At 59.4% G+C, this 15,800-nt stretch carries 10 protein-coding genes; 1 reads left to right on the top strand and 9 read right to left on the bottom strand.

The window, feature by feature from the left end; translation table 11 throughout:
- Positions 1-54 precede the first annotated feature (54 nt).
- The 4 genes from B8991_RS16025 to ectA are packed head-to-tail and all read right to left on the bottom strand — an operon-like array spanning position 55 to position 3,811.
- A complete protein-coding gene (locus tag B8991_RS16025) occupies positions 55-1,509 on the bottom strand; it encodes an aspartate kinase (protein ID WP_084353988.1) in 1,455 nt (484 codons plus the stop codon).
- 41 nt (positions 1,510-1,550) lie between these two features.
- Positions 1,551-1,943: an ectoine synthase gene (locus B8991_RS16020; RefSeq protein ID WP_084353955.1), complete on the bottom strand. Its 393-nt coding sequence runs from the start codon at positions 1,941-1,943 to the stop codon at positions 1,551-1,553.
- Between the two features lie 15 nt (positions 1,944-1,958).
- The gene (gene ectB / locus B8991_RS16015; protein WP_084353954.1) at positions 1,959-3,251 is read right to left on the bottom strand and encodes a diaminobutyrate--2-oxoglutarate transaminase; all 1,293 of its coding nucleotides are present in this window, start codon (positions 3,249-3,251) and stop codon (positions 1,959-1,961) included.
- Positions 3,252-3,304: 53 nt separating this feature from the next.
- The gene (gene ectA / locus B8991_RS16010; RefSeq protein ID WP_084353953.1) at positions 3,305-3,811 is read right to left on the bottom strand and encodes a diaminobutyrate acetyltransferase; all 507 of its coding nucleotides are present in this window, start codon (positions 3,809-3,811) and stop codon (positions 3,305-3,307) included.
- A gap of 238 nt (positions 3,812-4,049) precedes the next feature.
- On the opposite strand from ectA, the gene B8991_RS16005 reads away from it, so the two are divergent.
- Positions 4,050-4,526 carry a MarR family winged helix-turn-helix transcriptional regulator gene (locus B8991_RS16005; RefSeq protein ID WP_084353952.1) on the top strand — a complete coding sequence of 159 codons (477 nt, stop codon included), beginning with the start codon at positions 4,050-4,052 and terminating at the stop codon, positions 4,524-4,526.
- Between the two features lie 50 nt (positions 4,527-4,576).
- On the opposite strand, the gene B8991_RS16000 is transcribed toward B8991_RS16005, so the two are convergent.
- The 5 genes from B8991_RS16000 to araD all read right to left on the bottom strand — a co-directional run bounded on the left by B8991_RS16000 (position 4,577) and on the right by araD (position 15,799).
- A complete protein-coding gene (locus B8991_RS16000; protein ID WP_084353951.1) occupies positions 4,577-10,393 on the bottom strand; it encodes a choice-of-anchor D domain-containing protein in 5,817 nt (1,938 codons plus the stop codon).
- 248 nt (positions 10,394-10,641) lie between these two features.
- Complete coding sequence (locus B8991_RS15995) at positions 10,642-11,418, bottom strand: HpcH/HpaI aldolase family protein (RefSeq protein ID WP_084353950.1); 777 nt, start codon at positions 11,416-11,418, stop codon at positions 10,642-10,644.
- A gap of 65 nt (positions 11,419-11,483) precedes the next feature.
- Complete coding sequence (locus B8991_RS15990; protein ID WP_084353949.1) at positions 11,484-13,010, bottom strand: aldehyde dehydrogenase (NADP(+)); 1,527 nt, start codon at positions 13,008-13,010, stop codon at positions 11,484-11,486.
- 162 nt (positions 13,011-13,172) lie between these two features.
- The gene (locus B8991_RS15985) at positions 13,173-13,883 is read right to left on the bottom strand and encodes a ribonuclease activity regulator RraA (protein WP_084353948.1); all 711 of its coding nucleotides are present in this window, start codon (positions 13,881-13,883) and stop codon (positions 13,173-13,175) included.
- A gap of 179 nt (positions 13,884-14,062) precedes the next feature.
- Entirely contained in the window at positions 14,063-15,799 is a 1,737-nt protein-coding gene (araD, locus tag B8991_RS15980) for an L-arabinonate dehydratase (protein WP_084353947.1), read from the bottom strand.
- Position 15,800 lies beyond the last annotated feature (1 nt).

Below are 15,800 nucleotides of genomic sequence, written 5' to 3'. Positions count from 1 at the left end.
GCGCCGGGATAATCCGGCGCGGTCTTCTTTTCCTTTGTCCGCAAGGCGCGCGTGTCAGGCGGCGCGCTTTTTGACCAGGTTCGCCTCTGCATCATGCAGCTCGGCCTGGCCGATATATTCGGCATTCAGGGTCTTGATCGCAGCCCCCAGATGGTCGCGGCCGATGACGAACTGAACGTCCACACGGCGTGGCCCCTGATGGGCACCCAGAACCTCGATATCTTCGCGGTCCATCGCGGTCAGACCACGCAACAGAACCTTCAATCCGGAGAGATCGCGCCCGATGACCGAAGCAATGGCAAGCGCACGCACCTGCAGCTCGGCTGACGGGTAGAGCTTTTCCAGATCGGCAGACACGCGGCGCACGGTTTTCAGCGACGCCTCGACATAATGCGTGATCGTGTTGGCATTCGACGTCTTTGAAACGATCCGGACATTGTGACGGCGCAGCGCTTCCAGCACCGCAGTGTCATAGCCTTTGACCCCGACCATATCCGGCTCGAACAGTTCCAGCGCAACCACGTCCAGACCTGTCACAATCTCGACCGACGGCACATCTGCGGGGGCTTCGTCAATCAGCGTGCCGGGATCTTCGGGTTCAAACGCGTTGGTGACCCGCAGCGGTACTTCAGCCCGGCGCAGGATCTTGGCAGCTTTCGGATGGATCGCTTCCATCCCCATATTCGACAACTGATCCGCCACATCATAATTCGTGCGACCGATCTTGCGGGCGTTTTCCTCGCCCACAAGACGCGGATCGGCGGAACAGAGGTGAAACTCCTTATGGATGATCGCCTCTTTCGCGTCGGTCAGTGCCGCAAGATTCGAGAATGTAACCTCGGAATAGCCGCGGTCAAATTCCTTCATCAAACCTTCGGAACACTGGGCGTACCCGGTGACGATCGGCAATTCAGTCGTTAGGTCAACATCCGCCAGACCCTGCTTGATCCGGGTTTCCAGATCAACCTCGGCACTGTCGCGCCAGCCTGACAGATCGACAAACCGCGCGTTCACGCCATGCCGCTGCAACAGCAGCGAGGTCACAAACGCCGAATGCGCTTCGCCCAGACCGGACAGAAGCTCGCGGATCACCATCATGTGGTGCGACAAACGAAAGTGCCCGTAAGAGCACAACCGCTGAAGATCGAACAGGCAGCTACGGGCACCTTCGATCCTGTCGCGCACAAATTCATCGGCCGATTGCCGATCCGCCGCGTGATCCAGCACATCCATATGCGCCTTGGACATTTCGCGACCAACTTCTGTCAGCGCATCCAGCCAACCGTGATCGTCATCAGCATTGGAAAACAATGCGTAGACACCCGGCTTGCCGGACTTCTTATGTTCCAACAGCAGATCGGTGATCCCGCCAAAGGCAGAGACCACAAAAATTCGGTTATACAGGTTGTTCTGTCGATGCGGTCCGGCGATCAGTGTGTCGCGCAGTTCTTTCACGCGACTCATAGATGTGCCGCCGATTTTCTCGACAGTATGCGATGTTTTGGTCATCAGTTGATCCATCCCGGCCCCGATGGGGCCTTTTCTGGCGTTCAAGAGTCGACGAGCTCGTAAGACCCGTCTTCACGGTGCACTTCCTTGCCGGTCACAGGCGGGTTGAAACAGCAGGCCATGACCAGCTCTTTCTCGGCGCGCAGAACGTGACGGTCGTGCTTGTCGAGAGCATACATCACGCCGGGGCGGATTTCATGCGTCTCGCCGGTCGCGAGATCGGTGATCGAACCTTCGCCCTTCATGCAATACACGCTCTCAAAATGGTTCTTGTACTCGAACGTGTGCTCCGAGCCTGCGTCGAGAAACGTGATATGGAACGAAAACCCCATGCCATCATCTGCCAGCAACATCCGCACGGATGTCCAGTCAGCATCAGAAACCACACGGGTCTTTTCGTCTTTTACAATCTTATTGAAGTCACGAACAATCATTGTCGGCTTTCCTTCTTACTGTGCTGCCAGACGGTGGCCCGCCACGGTGGCGCGGGTGGCGTCGAGCAGAATATCCAGCCCCTTGCGGAACAGTTGGTTCGGCGTGGTCAGCGGGGCGAGAACCTTGACGACTTCGTCTTCGGCACCCGATGTTTCGATGATGAGGCCCATTTCGAAGGCACGGGCGCAGATTTCAGAGGCCAGCTCGCCAGAGCCGACGTCGATGCCCTGCATCAGACCGCGTCCTTTGAGTGACGCGCCCGGAACTTCCTCGGCAATGGCCTGCAGTCCGCTGGTCAGCATCATCGCCTTTTCGCCCAGCATTTGCTGGAAAGTGTCATCGGCCCAGAATTTCTCGATCGCGACGCGTGCCGTCACGAAGGCATGGGTGTTGCCACGGAAGGTGCCGTTGTGTTCAGCCGGCTTCCAGATGTCATGCTTTGGTTTGATCAGCAGTGCCGCGAATGGCAGGCCCATTCCGGAAAAGGATTTGGCCATCGGGATAAGATCGGGCTCAATCCCCATTTTCTCGAAGCTGAAGAACGTGCCGGTACGGCCACAACCCGCCTGAATGTCGTCGACAATCAGCAATGCGCCATGTTCCTTGGCGAGACGCGCGATGCCCTGCATCCACTCGGTCGATGCGGCGTTCAGACCACCCTCGCCCTGGACAGGCTCCACAATAAACGCGGCCGGGGCATCAATACCACTCGATCCGTTGGACAGCATCATTTCGATCTGTGCCAGCGTATCCACGCCCTCACCGAAAGCGCCATCATAGGGCATGTGCGTAACGTCAGCCAAAAGACCACCGCCAGCGCCACCGCGCTTGGACGAGTTACCGGTCAGGCTAAGCGCGCCCATGGTCATGCCGTGGAACGCATTGGTGAAGGCGATGATGTTCCGGCGACCAGTGACCTTGCGGGCCAGCTTCATCGCGGCCTCAACGGCATTGGTGCCGGTCGGACCGGTCATCATAACCTTGTAGTCCATATCGCGCGGTTTCAGAATAAGGCGCTCGAACGCCTCCAGAAACTGCGATTTGGCATCGGTGTGCAGGTCGAGCGCGTGGCTCATCCCGTCACGGCTGATATGGTCGATCAGCGCAGCCTTCATATCTGGGTCGTTATGCCCGTAGTTCAACGACGAGCAGCCGGCGAGAAAATCGATATAGGTTTCGCCCTTGGAATCGGTCATTTCCGAACCAGAGGCAGAGGTGAACACCGTATCGAAGCTGCGGCAGTAGCTGCGCGCTTCAGATTCGCGGCGGGTATAAATTGTGGTGTCGGCGATGTTTTCAGTAGACATGGGGTATCCTTCGATTGTGCAATCGAGTGAAAAGACTGGGGGTGAGAGGTGGATCAGGCTGCTTTGCGCAGAGCCTCGCGGAAGGCGATGGTGACCATGTGCTCGGTCGCGTGCCGTCCGTCAAAGTGATCCTTGCGTGTGAAATGCGGTTCGTCCGAAACGTCCGCACCGATGCGCTTTGCAAAGCCCTTGAACAGGCCCCAGGACGCATCATTGTCCCCGGTGATCGTCGTCTGGATTTGCTTTACATCATCCAATTCGTCACGTTCGATCAGATCTGCCAGCATACGGCCAGCAAGACCGATCCCGCGCGCATCCGGATGAACGGCAACCTGCCAGACAAAGAGCGTGTCCTCTTGCGAAGGTGGAATATGCCCCGAGATCCAACCCAAGATTTGACCGTCTTGCTCCGCGACAATGCAAGTGTCGGCGAAGTGGTCGCACTGGATCAGATTGCAGTACATTGAATTCTCGTCGAGCGGCTTGCACGCCTCAATGAGGTCACAGATGTCGGACCCGTCCTTGGCTGTCGGCTTACGGAATTCTAGCTGCTTGGTCATAAGTTCACGCTCTCATTATTTCCTTCGATTAGCTAAATATAGTGTGAGGTCTGAAATTTCAAGAAGCAAAGTATATTTTGCGTTTAATGCTTAAACTATTTGAAATTATCGCAAAACTCCTTAGCTTTAGGCCATGATGCAACAAAACGAACACAAACGACTGTCAAATCACTTCGCTGAATTGAAACATTCTACTGCTTCTGCCACGATAGAGCAGGTTAGCAGAGAGTTGGCGAAGATGAACCGGACTGACATCAGCCTGATCGCGCTGCGCAAGATTTTGCGCGCGACAGAGCTTTATGGGCGGAAACTGGCCTCGGCCGCAGGGCTGACCGCCGTGCAGTTCCGCGTGCTTCAGATCGTGTCCGAAAATGCCATGATGACGCCAAAGGACATTTCCAAGCAGATGGGCGTGTCGCAAGCGACCATCACATCATTGATCGACAAGCTGGAAAAGCAGGGCATGGTGTGTCGCACCAAATCCGAAGCGGATCGGCGACAGATCAATATCACGCTGACACCGCGCGGAGTAGAAACCGTGGATACTGCGCCGGACGCCCTGCAACAACGCTACGTGCGGCAGTTCGAGGCATTGCAGGAATGGGAGCAGGCGCAGTTGATCTCGTCTTTGGAACGTATCGCGGCGATGCTGGATGCGGCAGAACTGGATGTGGCACCGGTGTTGGACAGCGGCGATTTCCGAAACACGCACTGACACATTGCGCCTGGCGCTTTGGTATATGCTCCAAGCGCAATGTCATCTCGTCAGATCAGCAGGGTGGTATCGGCGAATACGATGCTTTCAACGTAGTAAAGCTCGTCCACATCTCCGAACGTAAGGTCGGTCATCGTGACATGGGTAGCGCTGTTGGTGACAATCGTGAAGTCCGCAGAATTACGGCCCGACACATCTAATATGTCCGTGCCGGCCCCACCATAAATATCGTCACTGCCTGCCCCGAAGATAAATGTGTCGTCGCCATCTTGGCCCATGAGCGTATCATCACCACCAAGACCGTTGATCTCGTCCGCCCCGTCGCCCCCTCGGATAAGGTTCGCGTTCCCATCGCCTTCAAGCATATCACCGAAGCCGGTGCCGATGAGGTTTTCAAAACCTGACACCACGTCTCCGGCGGCATCGCCGTCCGTGCCGGCCCCGGCATCCAGCGAAACGCTTACCGGCCCTGCGCCGCCACGATAATCCAGCCAATCGATTCCAAGCCCGCCGTCCAGCGTGTCGGCCCCCAAACCGCCACGAAAGACCTCGTCGACGGCGGCAGAGTTGGACCCGGTCAAATTATCGGCAAAGTCTGACCCAATGACGCCCTCGAAACCGGTAAAGCTGTCGCCAGTCGCCCAACCCGCTGCGACCGACGTACCCGTGTCGATCATGACGGCTGCGGATGCATCGCGGTAATCAAGCCAATCGAACCCCGCGCCGCCGTCCATCGTATCATGGCCGCCGCCGCCGCGAATGATGTTGTCATTCGAATCGCCTGTCAGGCTGTCCGCTTCGGCGGTTCCCAACAGGTTCGGAAGTCCGGAAACCGTATCTCCGACAGCGTCGCCGCCCAGGAAAGTCGCAGTCAGCAGGTTGACGGTCACGGCATCTGAGCCGCGATAATCCAGCCAATCCTCGCCCGTGCCCGTCAGGACATCGGCCCCTGCCCCGCCGCGCAGGACATTAACCAGGGTGTCCCCGGTCAGCGTGTCATCGCCATCAGAACCCAGAAGGTTCTCGATGCTGTTAAACACGTCGCCGGCAGCTGTGCCACCGGTCGCCACGCCGGTGGCCAGGTTCACTGAGACGGCAACACCGGAGTCGCGATAGTCTGCCCAGTCGGCACCTGCCATACCGAAAAGCCTGTCTGCGCCCAGCCCGCCGCGCAAGACATTCGCGTCGCTATTGCCGGTCAGATCGTCAGCAAAACCGGTACCGATCAGGTTTTCAATGGTTGCAAGCGTATCGTTGCCCGCCGCACCAGCAGCCGTCCCGGCGTTGAGATCGATCTGCACGGCACCGCCCGCGCCGCGATAATCGGCCCAGTCGCGACCGTCACCGCCGACGATGCTGTCGCCTGCGCCACCACCACGCAAGGTATCGCCCTCGGCAGAACCGGTCAGGGTGTCGCTTTGGGCGCTGCCCAGAACGCGCTCGATGCCAGTGAAACTGTCACCAGCGGCATCTCCGCCGGTGGCGGTCCCGGCGCCCAGGTCGACTGTTACGCCGACGGCGGAATCCGCATAGGACAGCCAGTCAAGCCCATCGCCGCCATTCAGAGTATCCCCCGCGCCGCGCCCTTGCAGCACATCATTTCCACTCAGTGCGTTGATCACTTCCGCACCGCCCGAACCGCTAAGCACGTCGTCATAGGTACTGCCAGTGATGATCTGGAAATTTGCCAGCACGTCACCCAGCGCTGCGCCGCCATTGTTGGCAGAGTTGGCAAGGTCCACAACAACTCCGGCCGTCGCGGCCGCGTAGCTAATGCTGTTCGTGCCGATGCCCCCATCGAACGTATCGGCACCGGACGTCGGCGTGAACAGGTCGTCGTTGTCTACACCTTCGATGCGCAATGTCACGGTCGCGGTGCTGAGTCCGCCAAGCTGATAGGTAAAGGTCTCGGTCAGGACATCGCCGACGGGCAGCCATTCATTATCCGCATTGATCGTGTAGGTCAGCTGTCCGCCGGACCCCAGATTGACGGTGTTCCCCGAACCCAGCGAAACATCCGCCCCGACGCCAAGGGCACTGCCATTGACCTGCGTCACCACCCCGCCAAGCGGCGCGAACACGTCGATCAGCGTGGGATTGGCGGCAAAGACATCAAGCCCCGCGACGACCCCTGTCACCGTATCGGCAAAGGTGAACAGGTCATCAACAGCCGTCAGAACGTCGTCATCGGTCACATCCAGCGTTTCGCTGTCGCCCGTATAGCCAGTGGCGGACACGCTTAGCGTTGCGGTCTGCGTGCCGTCCAACACCGCGTCATCAACGCCCTGAACAGAGAATGTTGCAGAACTGTTTCCCGCAAGGATCGTCACTGTAGCCGGAACAGAGGTTTCGCTAGGATCATCTGTCCCGAGCGTGACAATCAACGCATCGGTGGTCGCACCATCGCGAGTCACCGTTCCGGTGGCCGTGCCGCCATTTTCGGAAATGGAGGATTGATCAATCGTAAGCGTAAGCTCGGGATCGTTCACGATGTCAATCGCGACGCTTCCCAGCGGTGTCGTGTTGACGCCGTCAAAACCGGCAAAACTCAGCGCGTCGGCATCGTCGCCCGACAAGTCAGACTGACCAAGATATTGGATGTTGCCCGCGACGTTCAGATAGTCATTTATCGCGGCCTGCGTGCCACTCAGCGTGACGGTATTTGCATCCACCAGAACCTCGGTAACGCCCAGCCCGGCCCCGTCCGCGACGCTTTGGAACGTGCCGGTCGCGGCGTCAATCGTCAGGGTGTTGATCGCATCTTCTTCGTCGGAATAGTCAAGCTGACTAAGGTCCAGATCTACGACGGTATCTTCGGCAACGCTCAGATCCGGGGTCAATCCGGCCAGTTGTGGCGCATCATCTGTAAGCGTTACAGCAACATTCACCGTCACAGCCTGCACGTTGCTCCCGTCCGACAGGGACAGCACAATGTCATAGGTCGACAGAATCCCGGCACCGCCATCGGCCCAAGCCACGTTGCCGTCAATGATATCCTGTTGCGTGAACGTGTCATTCGCTGCCAGCGGCGTTCCCGACAGCGTCAACGTACCGGCGGCGGGCAGGCTGGTGACGGTATAGGTCAGCGTGTCGCCTTCGGCATCGGTGGCCAGCAACATGGCAGTCGTCAGTGTGACGCTCGCCTCTTCAGAAACGGCCAGCCCGGTGTTTACATCTACCGTCGGCGCGGTGTCGCCAAGTGGGCCTAATGGCAAAGTCTGTGCAACAGTGTGCGAGAGCGTCCAGTTGGTCTCGTCACTGATCGCAAGCAGTAATGCAGGAAATGACAAGTTGGTGGGACCTGTATAAACGCCGTTTTCATATTCGGGAATCGAGACGACTGGATTCTCGCCCAGAGAGATTGCGTTGACCCCGTCGATCAGCCCCGTCGGCACAAGGGAATTTCCAGTTGTATCAGCGTAGATTGTATCAAAATTGGAGGCATCGAAATGCAGCGCGAATACATTGCTAACAGCTGCCCCGCTGATATCTGCGACACCTTGATACAGCATGATCTGGTCGCCAGCACTCGACGGGCCGAACGATCCCGAGAAATATGCGTTGAGGACCGGAAAGAAATCCTCGCCGCCATTGGTCAGCAGATCGTCATAGGTGATAACAGTGCCCGCAGACAGATCCGTGGGCGCGATCCAGCGCCCCGCACCTTCGCCGGAACGGAAGGTCGTCCCGGTCCAGCCACCATCGGTAAACCGCAATTCGGTCCCCGCAATCACGTCATTCAGCAGAACAAAGGCGAAATTGTCAGCCCCTGTAGAGTTATAGCCAATGATCGCGGCGCCGCCAGCCGACAATGCCGTTCCACCACCTGCGGCGATTCCGGTTCCACTGATGTCGAAGCTGTAGGCGCTTTCGTCGGCGTCGTCAGAGTTGACCGTGATTGTTGCATCCTGCCGTCCGGCGGCTGACGGATCGAAGGTGACCGTCACAGTGGTAGAGGCCCCGGCAGCCACGCTGGAGGCCGGGGCACTTGTAATGGAAAATTGTGCGGCATCGGCACCGCTTACAGCAACGGAGGCGATGTTCAGCGTTCCGCTACCGGTGTTGCGGATCGTGTAGGTCGCCGTGACCCCGCCGTCATCGACGCCGACGGGAGAAAATATCGTGGCATCGTCCCATGACGGCGTGCTGTCGCCCAAAGCGATCGGAACGGCATTTCCAAGCACATCAATCTCCGGTGCGACCGGCCCGCCAGTCGGCACATAAGGCCCCGCAGGCAACGTTTGTGGCGTATCCGAACCGGTCCAGTTGCTGTCGTTGTTGATCGACTGGCGCAGCAGATCCTCGGTCGCCTGGGCAGAGGGTGTCCAGACGCCGCTGTCAAACTCTGACGCACCATTGCCGAAAGAGATCGCAGTATCGCCGTCAACCAATCCGGTCGGCAGAAGCGAGGCACCGGTCCCGTCTACATAGACGTTGTCGAACGTGTCCGAATCGAAGTGGATCGCGGCGATGTTCGTGCTGGCATTGCCCGCCACATTCGCCGTTCCCTGATATGCAATGATCTGGTCGCCCGAGGTGCCAATATCGAAGCTACCCGTAAAAAACCCGGTATCCGCCTCGGAGAAATCCAACCCGCCATTTTCGGAAGCATCATCATAGGTAATCACGGTGCCTGCACTCAGATCCGACGGCGCGGTCCATTGCACCGCCCCTTCCGTTGAACGGAACGTCGTTCCGGTCCAGCCGCCATCGGTGAACTTGATCGTGGTACCCGCCGTCACATCGGTCATCAGAACAAATGCGAATGCGTCAGGCTGATCCGCGTTATACCCGACAAAGGCAATATCGCCCGCAGCAAGCGTGGTGGCAGAGCCGGGATTGGCACCGGATGCGTACACATCGAAGCTGTAGCTCGGCTCGTCCGCGTCATCACTGCTGACGGTGATCGTGGCGGTGCGTGCGCCGCCGGCCGATGGGTTGAACTGCACTGTCAGCAGCGCGCTGGAAGACCCCGCGATAGCCCCCACCGGCGACGTTGTGACCGAGAAGTCACTGGCATGCGCCCCGGTAATCTGGATCGAGGACACGTTCAGCGGATCCCCCCCCTGGTTCGCGACAGAGTAGCTGCGGCTTGTGTTCCCGCCGGTCACCTCTACCGCGCCAAAGACTGTGCCATCAACGATGGTGGGTGTGGAATCGCCGTCGACAATCTCGTTCGCGCCGCCCAGAATGGCAATTTCCTGCGGCGGCAGATCGGCCGAGATCGAGAATGCCGTGACAAACGGCGATGTCGGGTAAGCCGTGTTCTGACCGACCCAGTTGCTCGCCGTGTTGATCGCGGCCAGCAGAAATTCGGCAGTGCCGCTGGTTGGCCCGTTGTAATAGCCGTTGTCGAATTCATCGACCACGCCGGTATCAATAAAATGCAGCGCATCCACGCCATCGGTCAGACCCGGAGGAAGCTGCGAATCCGATCCAGTCGCGGCCAGATCCCAGCCAGACGGGCGGGTGTTGAGCGCCGCGATCGGCGTCTCGCCCGCGCCTGCGTTGCCCTGGAAGGCAATGAGTTGGTCACCCGCAGTGGACGAGGAGAAACTGTTGAGAAAGAAGCCGCCATTGCTATCAAAAGAAGCACTTCCGACGCTGGCGGAGATTGTGTTGGCATTTGCATTTGCAGCAATCGAGACCACGGTACCCGCCGTCAGCGCAGTCCCGGACACCCAGCGGATATTGCCTTCGTCACCGCGCAAGACGCCGGCCTGATACTCACTATCGGTGATATTGATGACGGTCGATGCATCTACATCACGCAACAGCACGAAGGCGAAACTGTCATCCAGCGAACTTAAAACGCTTTCCCCAGTGTATCCAATGAATGCAATATCACCCGCAGAGAGCGTGGTCATGTCAGGTATTCCTTATTTTTCCGGGCAATACACCCGAACCATCATCGTCCAGATGCGGAGTGAACGTGTCAATAACCCATACAACCGCAATAAATTAACTCAAAACAATAATACTCCATTAAGGCGAGCGCACAAAGCCGTCATTTTTGACCCGCGGAATAATATTTCCGCAAGCTTGGCCCGATTTTTGCCAAGTTCTGTATCTTGCCTCCGAAACGGGCAGGAGCGGAGCTACAAAATATATGCGCTCACGTTTTCAAATCAGAAAAACTCTGCGCCAATTGCTCTGCCGATGCTTGCAACAGCGAAATATCCACACCTACCGCAACGAAACGAGCACCACGCGCGGTCACGCGCCGGATTAAACCGGCATCAAAAGTCAGGATGCCCGCAGGCAGGCCCGCAGCAGCGATGCGTGCGGTGGCGTCCTCGATCACGTCCATCACTTCGGGATGGGTTGGCTGGCCGGGGAATCCAAGGCTTGCGGCCAGATCGGCGGGGCCAATGAAGATGCCATCAACTCCTTCAACCGCAGCGATATCCTCTAATTGTTCCAGCGCCTGACGGGTTTCTGCCTGCACCAAGACACAGATCTCTTCGGCGGCATGGAGGGCGTAATCCTTGACTTTGCCATAGCGCGACGCACGCGTCACACCGGCAACACCGCGCATGCCTTCAGGCGGATAACGCGTCGCCGCGACGGCAGCGCGCGCCTCTTCAGCGGTATTGACCATTGGCAGCAACAAAGATTGTGCCCCAATGTCCAAAAATTGTTTGATAACTATCGGGTCATTTACCGGCGGACGCACAACCATATGCGCAGATCCACCACGGGCCGCTTGCAACTGGCTGGCCACCAGACGCAGATCCGAGGGCGAATGCTCTGTATCCAGCAAGACCCAGTCATAGCCGGTTTCGGCCAGCATCTCGGCAATGAACGGATCGGGCATCATCGACCACAGGCCAAGCTGCACCCGGCCCTCTTTCAACGCCTGTTTGAAAGGATTGCGCGGCAGGTCAGTCATGGCACTGTCTCCGGGGAGTGCGTTGGAATGCGGCCCGGATTTCCGGGCCGCATTGTCGTTAAGGGTCAGGCCAGATCGCCGGGCAGCAGCGCGGCAGGCATGTTCTGATAACAGACCGGACGCAGGAACCGCCGGATCGCCATCGTGCCGACGCTGGTCGCGCCAAAGTTCGTGGACGCAGGATAAGGCCCGCCATGCACCATCGTATCGGACACCTCGACGCCCGTGGGGAAGCCGTTGGCGAGCAAACGGCCCGCCTTGCGCTCCAGCACCGGCATCAGCTTCTTGCCGTCCTCGGTATCGCCATCCTCAAGATGCAGCGTGCAGGTCAACTGACCTTTCAGAGACTTGGCAATCGTGACCATCTCGTCCACATCGGCGGCGCGCACGACCAGACCCAGCGGGCCGAAGACCTCTTCGCCAAGTGCCTCATTGTCCATCCACTCCTTGCCGGTCGTGGCAAACAGATAGGGCGTCGCATTGCGGTTGTCACAGGTCGAGGTCAGAAGCTCCTGCACACCCGTAACACCGGCAACCCGGTCGCGCCCCTGACGGTAGGCAGACGCAATCCCGTCGGTCAGCATTGTCTGGGCACCCATCGGCTCCAGCGCCTTGGTTGCGGCTTCGATGAAGGCATCGGCGTCCGGCCCGTCAATCACCACGGCAATGCCGGGATTGGTGCAGAACTGGCCCGCGCCCATTGTCAGTGATCCGGCCCAGCCTTCCGCCAGTGCCGCACCGCGCGCCTTCAGCGCCTCGGGCAACAGGAACATCGGGTTGACGCTGCCCAATTCGCCGAAGAACGGGATCGGCTCGTCGCGCTGCGCACACAGGTCAAACAGCGCACGTCCACCGCCCAGCGACCCGGTGAAGCCCACCGCCTTGATCAGCGGATGCTGCACAAGAGCTGTGCCGACGTCACGCTTGCCGCCCTGAATGAGGCTGAAGACACCAGGATGCATGCCGCAGCTTTGGATGGCGGCGTGAATGGCTTCGGCCACGATCTCGCCGGTGCCGGGATGCGCGGAGTGGCCCTTGACCACCACCGGGCAGCCCGCCGCCAGCGCCGAGGCCGTGTCGCCGCCGGCGGTCGAAAACGCGAGCGGAAAGTTCGACGCGCCGAACACCGCTATAGGACCGATCGGACGCTGCACCAGTTGCAGGTCGGGGCGTGGCAGAGGTTCGCGGTCGGGCAGCGCCTTGTCATGGCGTCGGTCGAGATAGTCGCCCTTTACGATGTGATCAGCGAACAGGCGCAACTGGCCGACGGTCCGGCCACGTTCCCCCTGAAGCCGCGCCTCTGGCAGCCCGGTTTCCTGCGTGCCTATCTCGGTGATGGCATCGCCGCGCGCGTCGATCTCGTCGGCGATGGCGTTCAGGAACTTTGCGCGTTCTTCGCGGGTCGAATAACCATAGCTCCAGAAGGCCTCTTCTGCGGCGATGCACGCGGCATCGACCAAAGCAGGCGTGCCGACGCTGTAGTCATGCGCCGGGCCATGCGCCGGTTCCGAAGAGAATGTGGCATCGCCCGCAACCCACTCACCTGCGATCAGATGTTTGCCGTGAGGCGTGAATGTCGATTTGTCCAGCATGGTCGCTTCCTTTTCATATCATGTCGAATGCCCGCGCCGCACTGGTCGAGCAAGGCTATTATACTTCGATAGAGTGCGGCAGTGACGGTTTCCTGCCCAAGACCTGTGCCACCGACCTGCCGGAGTCAACCCGGTTTCCCTGCGGGTTCAGATCAGCAGCACTTAACGGCCGTTGGCCTTGCGCCATTCGTCGAACAGTTCCAGGTTGGCCTCGTCGGTTGCCGGGTAGAGACCGATTATCGTCTGACCGTCACGCACACGCTCGACCACGAAATCCTCGTATGCGGTCATCTCTGTCGCCTCGACGGCGACCTCATCGGCAATACCAGCCGGAATTATGATGACGCTGTCATCATCGCCCACCACGATGTCGCCGGGAAAGACTGCCGCATCGCCACAACCGATGGGCACATTGATGTCAATCGCCTCGTTGAGGGTCAGGTTGGTGGGGCTGGACGCGCGGCTGTGATAGGCCGGCATCTCCAGTTCTCCAATCGCCATGGAGTCGCGAAACCCGCCATCCGTCACGACGCCCTCGCCGCCGCGCACCATCAGCCGGGTGATGAGAATGTCACCCGCACTGGCCGCGCGTGCATCCTTGCGGCTGTCCATCACCAGGACATGCCCCTTGGGGCATTGTTCGATCGCCAACCGCTGGGGATGCTCGGGGTTGCGGAACTCTGCCAGAGTGTTGCGATCCTCACGCGCGGGCATGTAACGCAGAGTGAACGCCGGTCCGACCATGTTGCGGCCCTTGCGCGCCACGGGGCGCACGTCCTGAATGACCTGATTGCGAAGTCCGCGTTTGTACAGTGCCGTCGCCAACGTCGCGACGGAAACCTGGCGCAGCCGTTCGATTGTGTCGGTGTTCATTGTCCTACCATCCGTTATTATCTTACAGCCGCACCTTGTCCCGGCGGCTTACTGCCCAGTCGGAGGCCTGCGTCAACGACACTAAACGCCACCCAAGCCCATCAGGGACGCGCATCCGCCCGCGATCTCTTTCGGTGTCCCATGAAAACGGCGAGACGCCGTGTCCGGGGCAGCCGCCATCAGTTGATCTCTGGCTCTGGCACAGGGCCGCCAAAGTCGGTCCGGAGGAAGTCGAAATCGCAGCCCTTGTCCGCCTGTTCGACATGGGAAGAAAACATCTTGCCATAGCCACGTTCGTAGCGCGGCGCGGGTGCCTGCCACCGCGCACGACGTTCGGCAAGTTCTGTTTCGCTGAGTACGACGTTCAGGGTGCGGTTGGGAATGTCCATCTCGATGATGTCGCCGGTTTCGATCAGGGCCAGCGGCCCGCCGACATAGGACTCTGGCGCGACATGCAACACGCAGGCACCGTAGGACGTGCCCGACATACGCGCATCAGACAGGCGGACCATGTCGCGGTGCCCGTCCTTCAGCAGCGCCTTGGGCATCGGGATCATGCCCCATTCCGGCATCCCTGGCCCGCCCTGCGGACCTGCATTGCGCAGCACCATGACATGATCGGGGGTCATCGGGTAGTCTTCGTCATTGATGATCTTCTTGAGCTCGGCATAGCTGTCGGCGACGATGGCCGGACCTTTATGCGTCTGGAACTTGGGATCCATCGCGGCAGGCTTGATCACCGCGCCGTCAGGCGCAAGATTGCCCTTCAGCACCGCAAGGCTGCCCTCGTGATAGACCGGGTTCGACAGCGGCCGGATCACATCATCATTGTAGTTCTGCGCGTCCGCGATGGTCTCTCCCAGCGTCTTGCCCGTGACTGTGGTCACGCCCAGATCCAGCTTGTCGCCCAGTTCTTTCATCAGCGCAGGGAGCCCCCCGGCATAGAAGAAATCCTCCATCAGGTATTCCTTGCCGGTCGGACGGATATTGGCGAGCACCGGCGTGGTGTGGCCGATCTCGTCCAGATGCTCCAGCGTCAGGGGGATGCCTGCGCGGCGCGCCATCGCGATCAGGTGGATGATCGCATTGGTGGAACACCCCGTCGCCATCGCCACGGTCACCGCATTGCGCGTGCTTTCCCATGTGACGATCTTGTCAGGTGTCAGATCCTCCCAGACCATGTCCACCGCGCGGCGCCCGCAGGCGGCGGCCATGCGTTTATGTCCTGCATCCGGCGCAGGGATCGAGGACGCGCCGGGCAATGTCAGGCCAAAGCCTTCGGCAATCGACATCATCGTGCTCGCGGTGCCCATGGTCATGCAGGTGCCGTAGCTGCGTGCAATGCCGCCCTGCACACCGTCCCATTGTTCCTTGTTGATGGTGCCGGCGCGGCGTTCATCCCAGTATTTCCACACGTCCGTGCCGGAACCCAGCTTTTCGCCCGCATAATTACCACGCAGCATAGCCCCTGCGGGCATGAAGATGAACGGCAGCCCCATGCTGACCGCCCCCATCACCAGCGCCGGCGTGGACTTGTCACAGCCGCCCATCAACACCACGCCGTCAATCGGATGGCTGCGCAGCGTTTCCTCGACTTCCAACGCACCCATGTTACGATATAACATAGACGTGGGTTTCAGGAACTGTTCGCTGAACGAATGCACCGGCATTTCGACCGGCGTGCCACCGGCCTGAAGGATGCCGCGCTTCACCCATTCGGCGCGATCGCGCAGGTGGTGATGGCAGGGCGACAGGTCCGACCATGTATTGATCACGGCAATGACCGGCTTGCCTTCCCAGTCGTCGGCGTTCCACCCCATCTGCATTGCACGGCTGCGATGCCCCATGGAGCGCAGATCATCCGGCGCAAACCAGCGCGCTGACCGAAGTTCTTCGGGTTTTTTGGTCTTGGTCATT

Source organism: Primorskyibacter flagellatus (assembly GCF_900176485.1).
Lineage (GTDB): Bacteria > Pseudomonadota > Alphaproteobacteria > Rhodobacterales > Rhodobacteraceae > Primorskyibacter > Primorskyibacter flagellatus.
Note: the sequence above shows the minus strand (reverse complement) of the source record. Positions and strands in the feature narration are given on the sequence as shown.

Bases quoted from the DNA above. Each gene is read 5' to 3' on its own strand.
- B8991_RS16000 (WP_084353951.1), bottom strand. From the start codon at position 10,393: ATGACCACGCTCTCTGCGGGTGATATTGCATTCATTGGATACACTGGG.
- B8991_RS15985 (WP_084353948.1), bottom strand. From the start codon at position 13,883: ATGAACACCGACACAATCGAACGGCTGCGCCAGGTTTCCGTCGCGACG.
- B8991_RS16005 (WP_084353952.1), top strand. From the start codon at position 4,050: ATGAACCGGACTGACATCAGCCTGATCGCGCTGCGCAAGATTTTGCGC.
- ectA (WP_084353953.1), bottom strand. From the start codon at position 3,811: ATGACCAAGCAGCTAGAATTCCGTAAGCCGACAGCCAAGGACGGGTCC.
- B8991_RS15995 (WP_084353950.1), bottom strand. From the start codon at position 11,418: ATGACTGACCTGCCGCGCAATCCTTTCAAACAGGCGTTGAAAGAGGGC.
- B8991_RS16020 (WP_084353955.1), bottom strand. From the start codon at position 1,943: ATGATTGTTCGTGACTTCAATAAGATTGTAAAAGACGAAAAGACCCGT.
- B8991_RS16025 (WP_084353988.1), bottom strand. From the start codon at position 1,509: ATGACCAAAACATCGCATACTGTCGAGAAAATCGGCGGCACATCTATG.
- B8991_RS15990 (WP_084353949.1), bottom strand. From the start codon at position 13,010: ATGCTGGACAAATCGACATTCACGCCTCACGGCAAACATCTGATCGCA.
- ectB (WP_084353954.1), bottom strand. From the start codon at position 3,251: ATGTCTACTGAAAACATCGCCGACACCACAATTTATACCCGCCGCGAA.
- araD (WP_084353947.1), bottom strand. From the start codon at position 15,799: ATGACCAAGACCAAAAAACCCGAAGAACTTCGGTCAGCGCGCTGGTTT.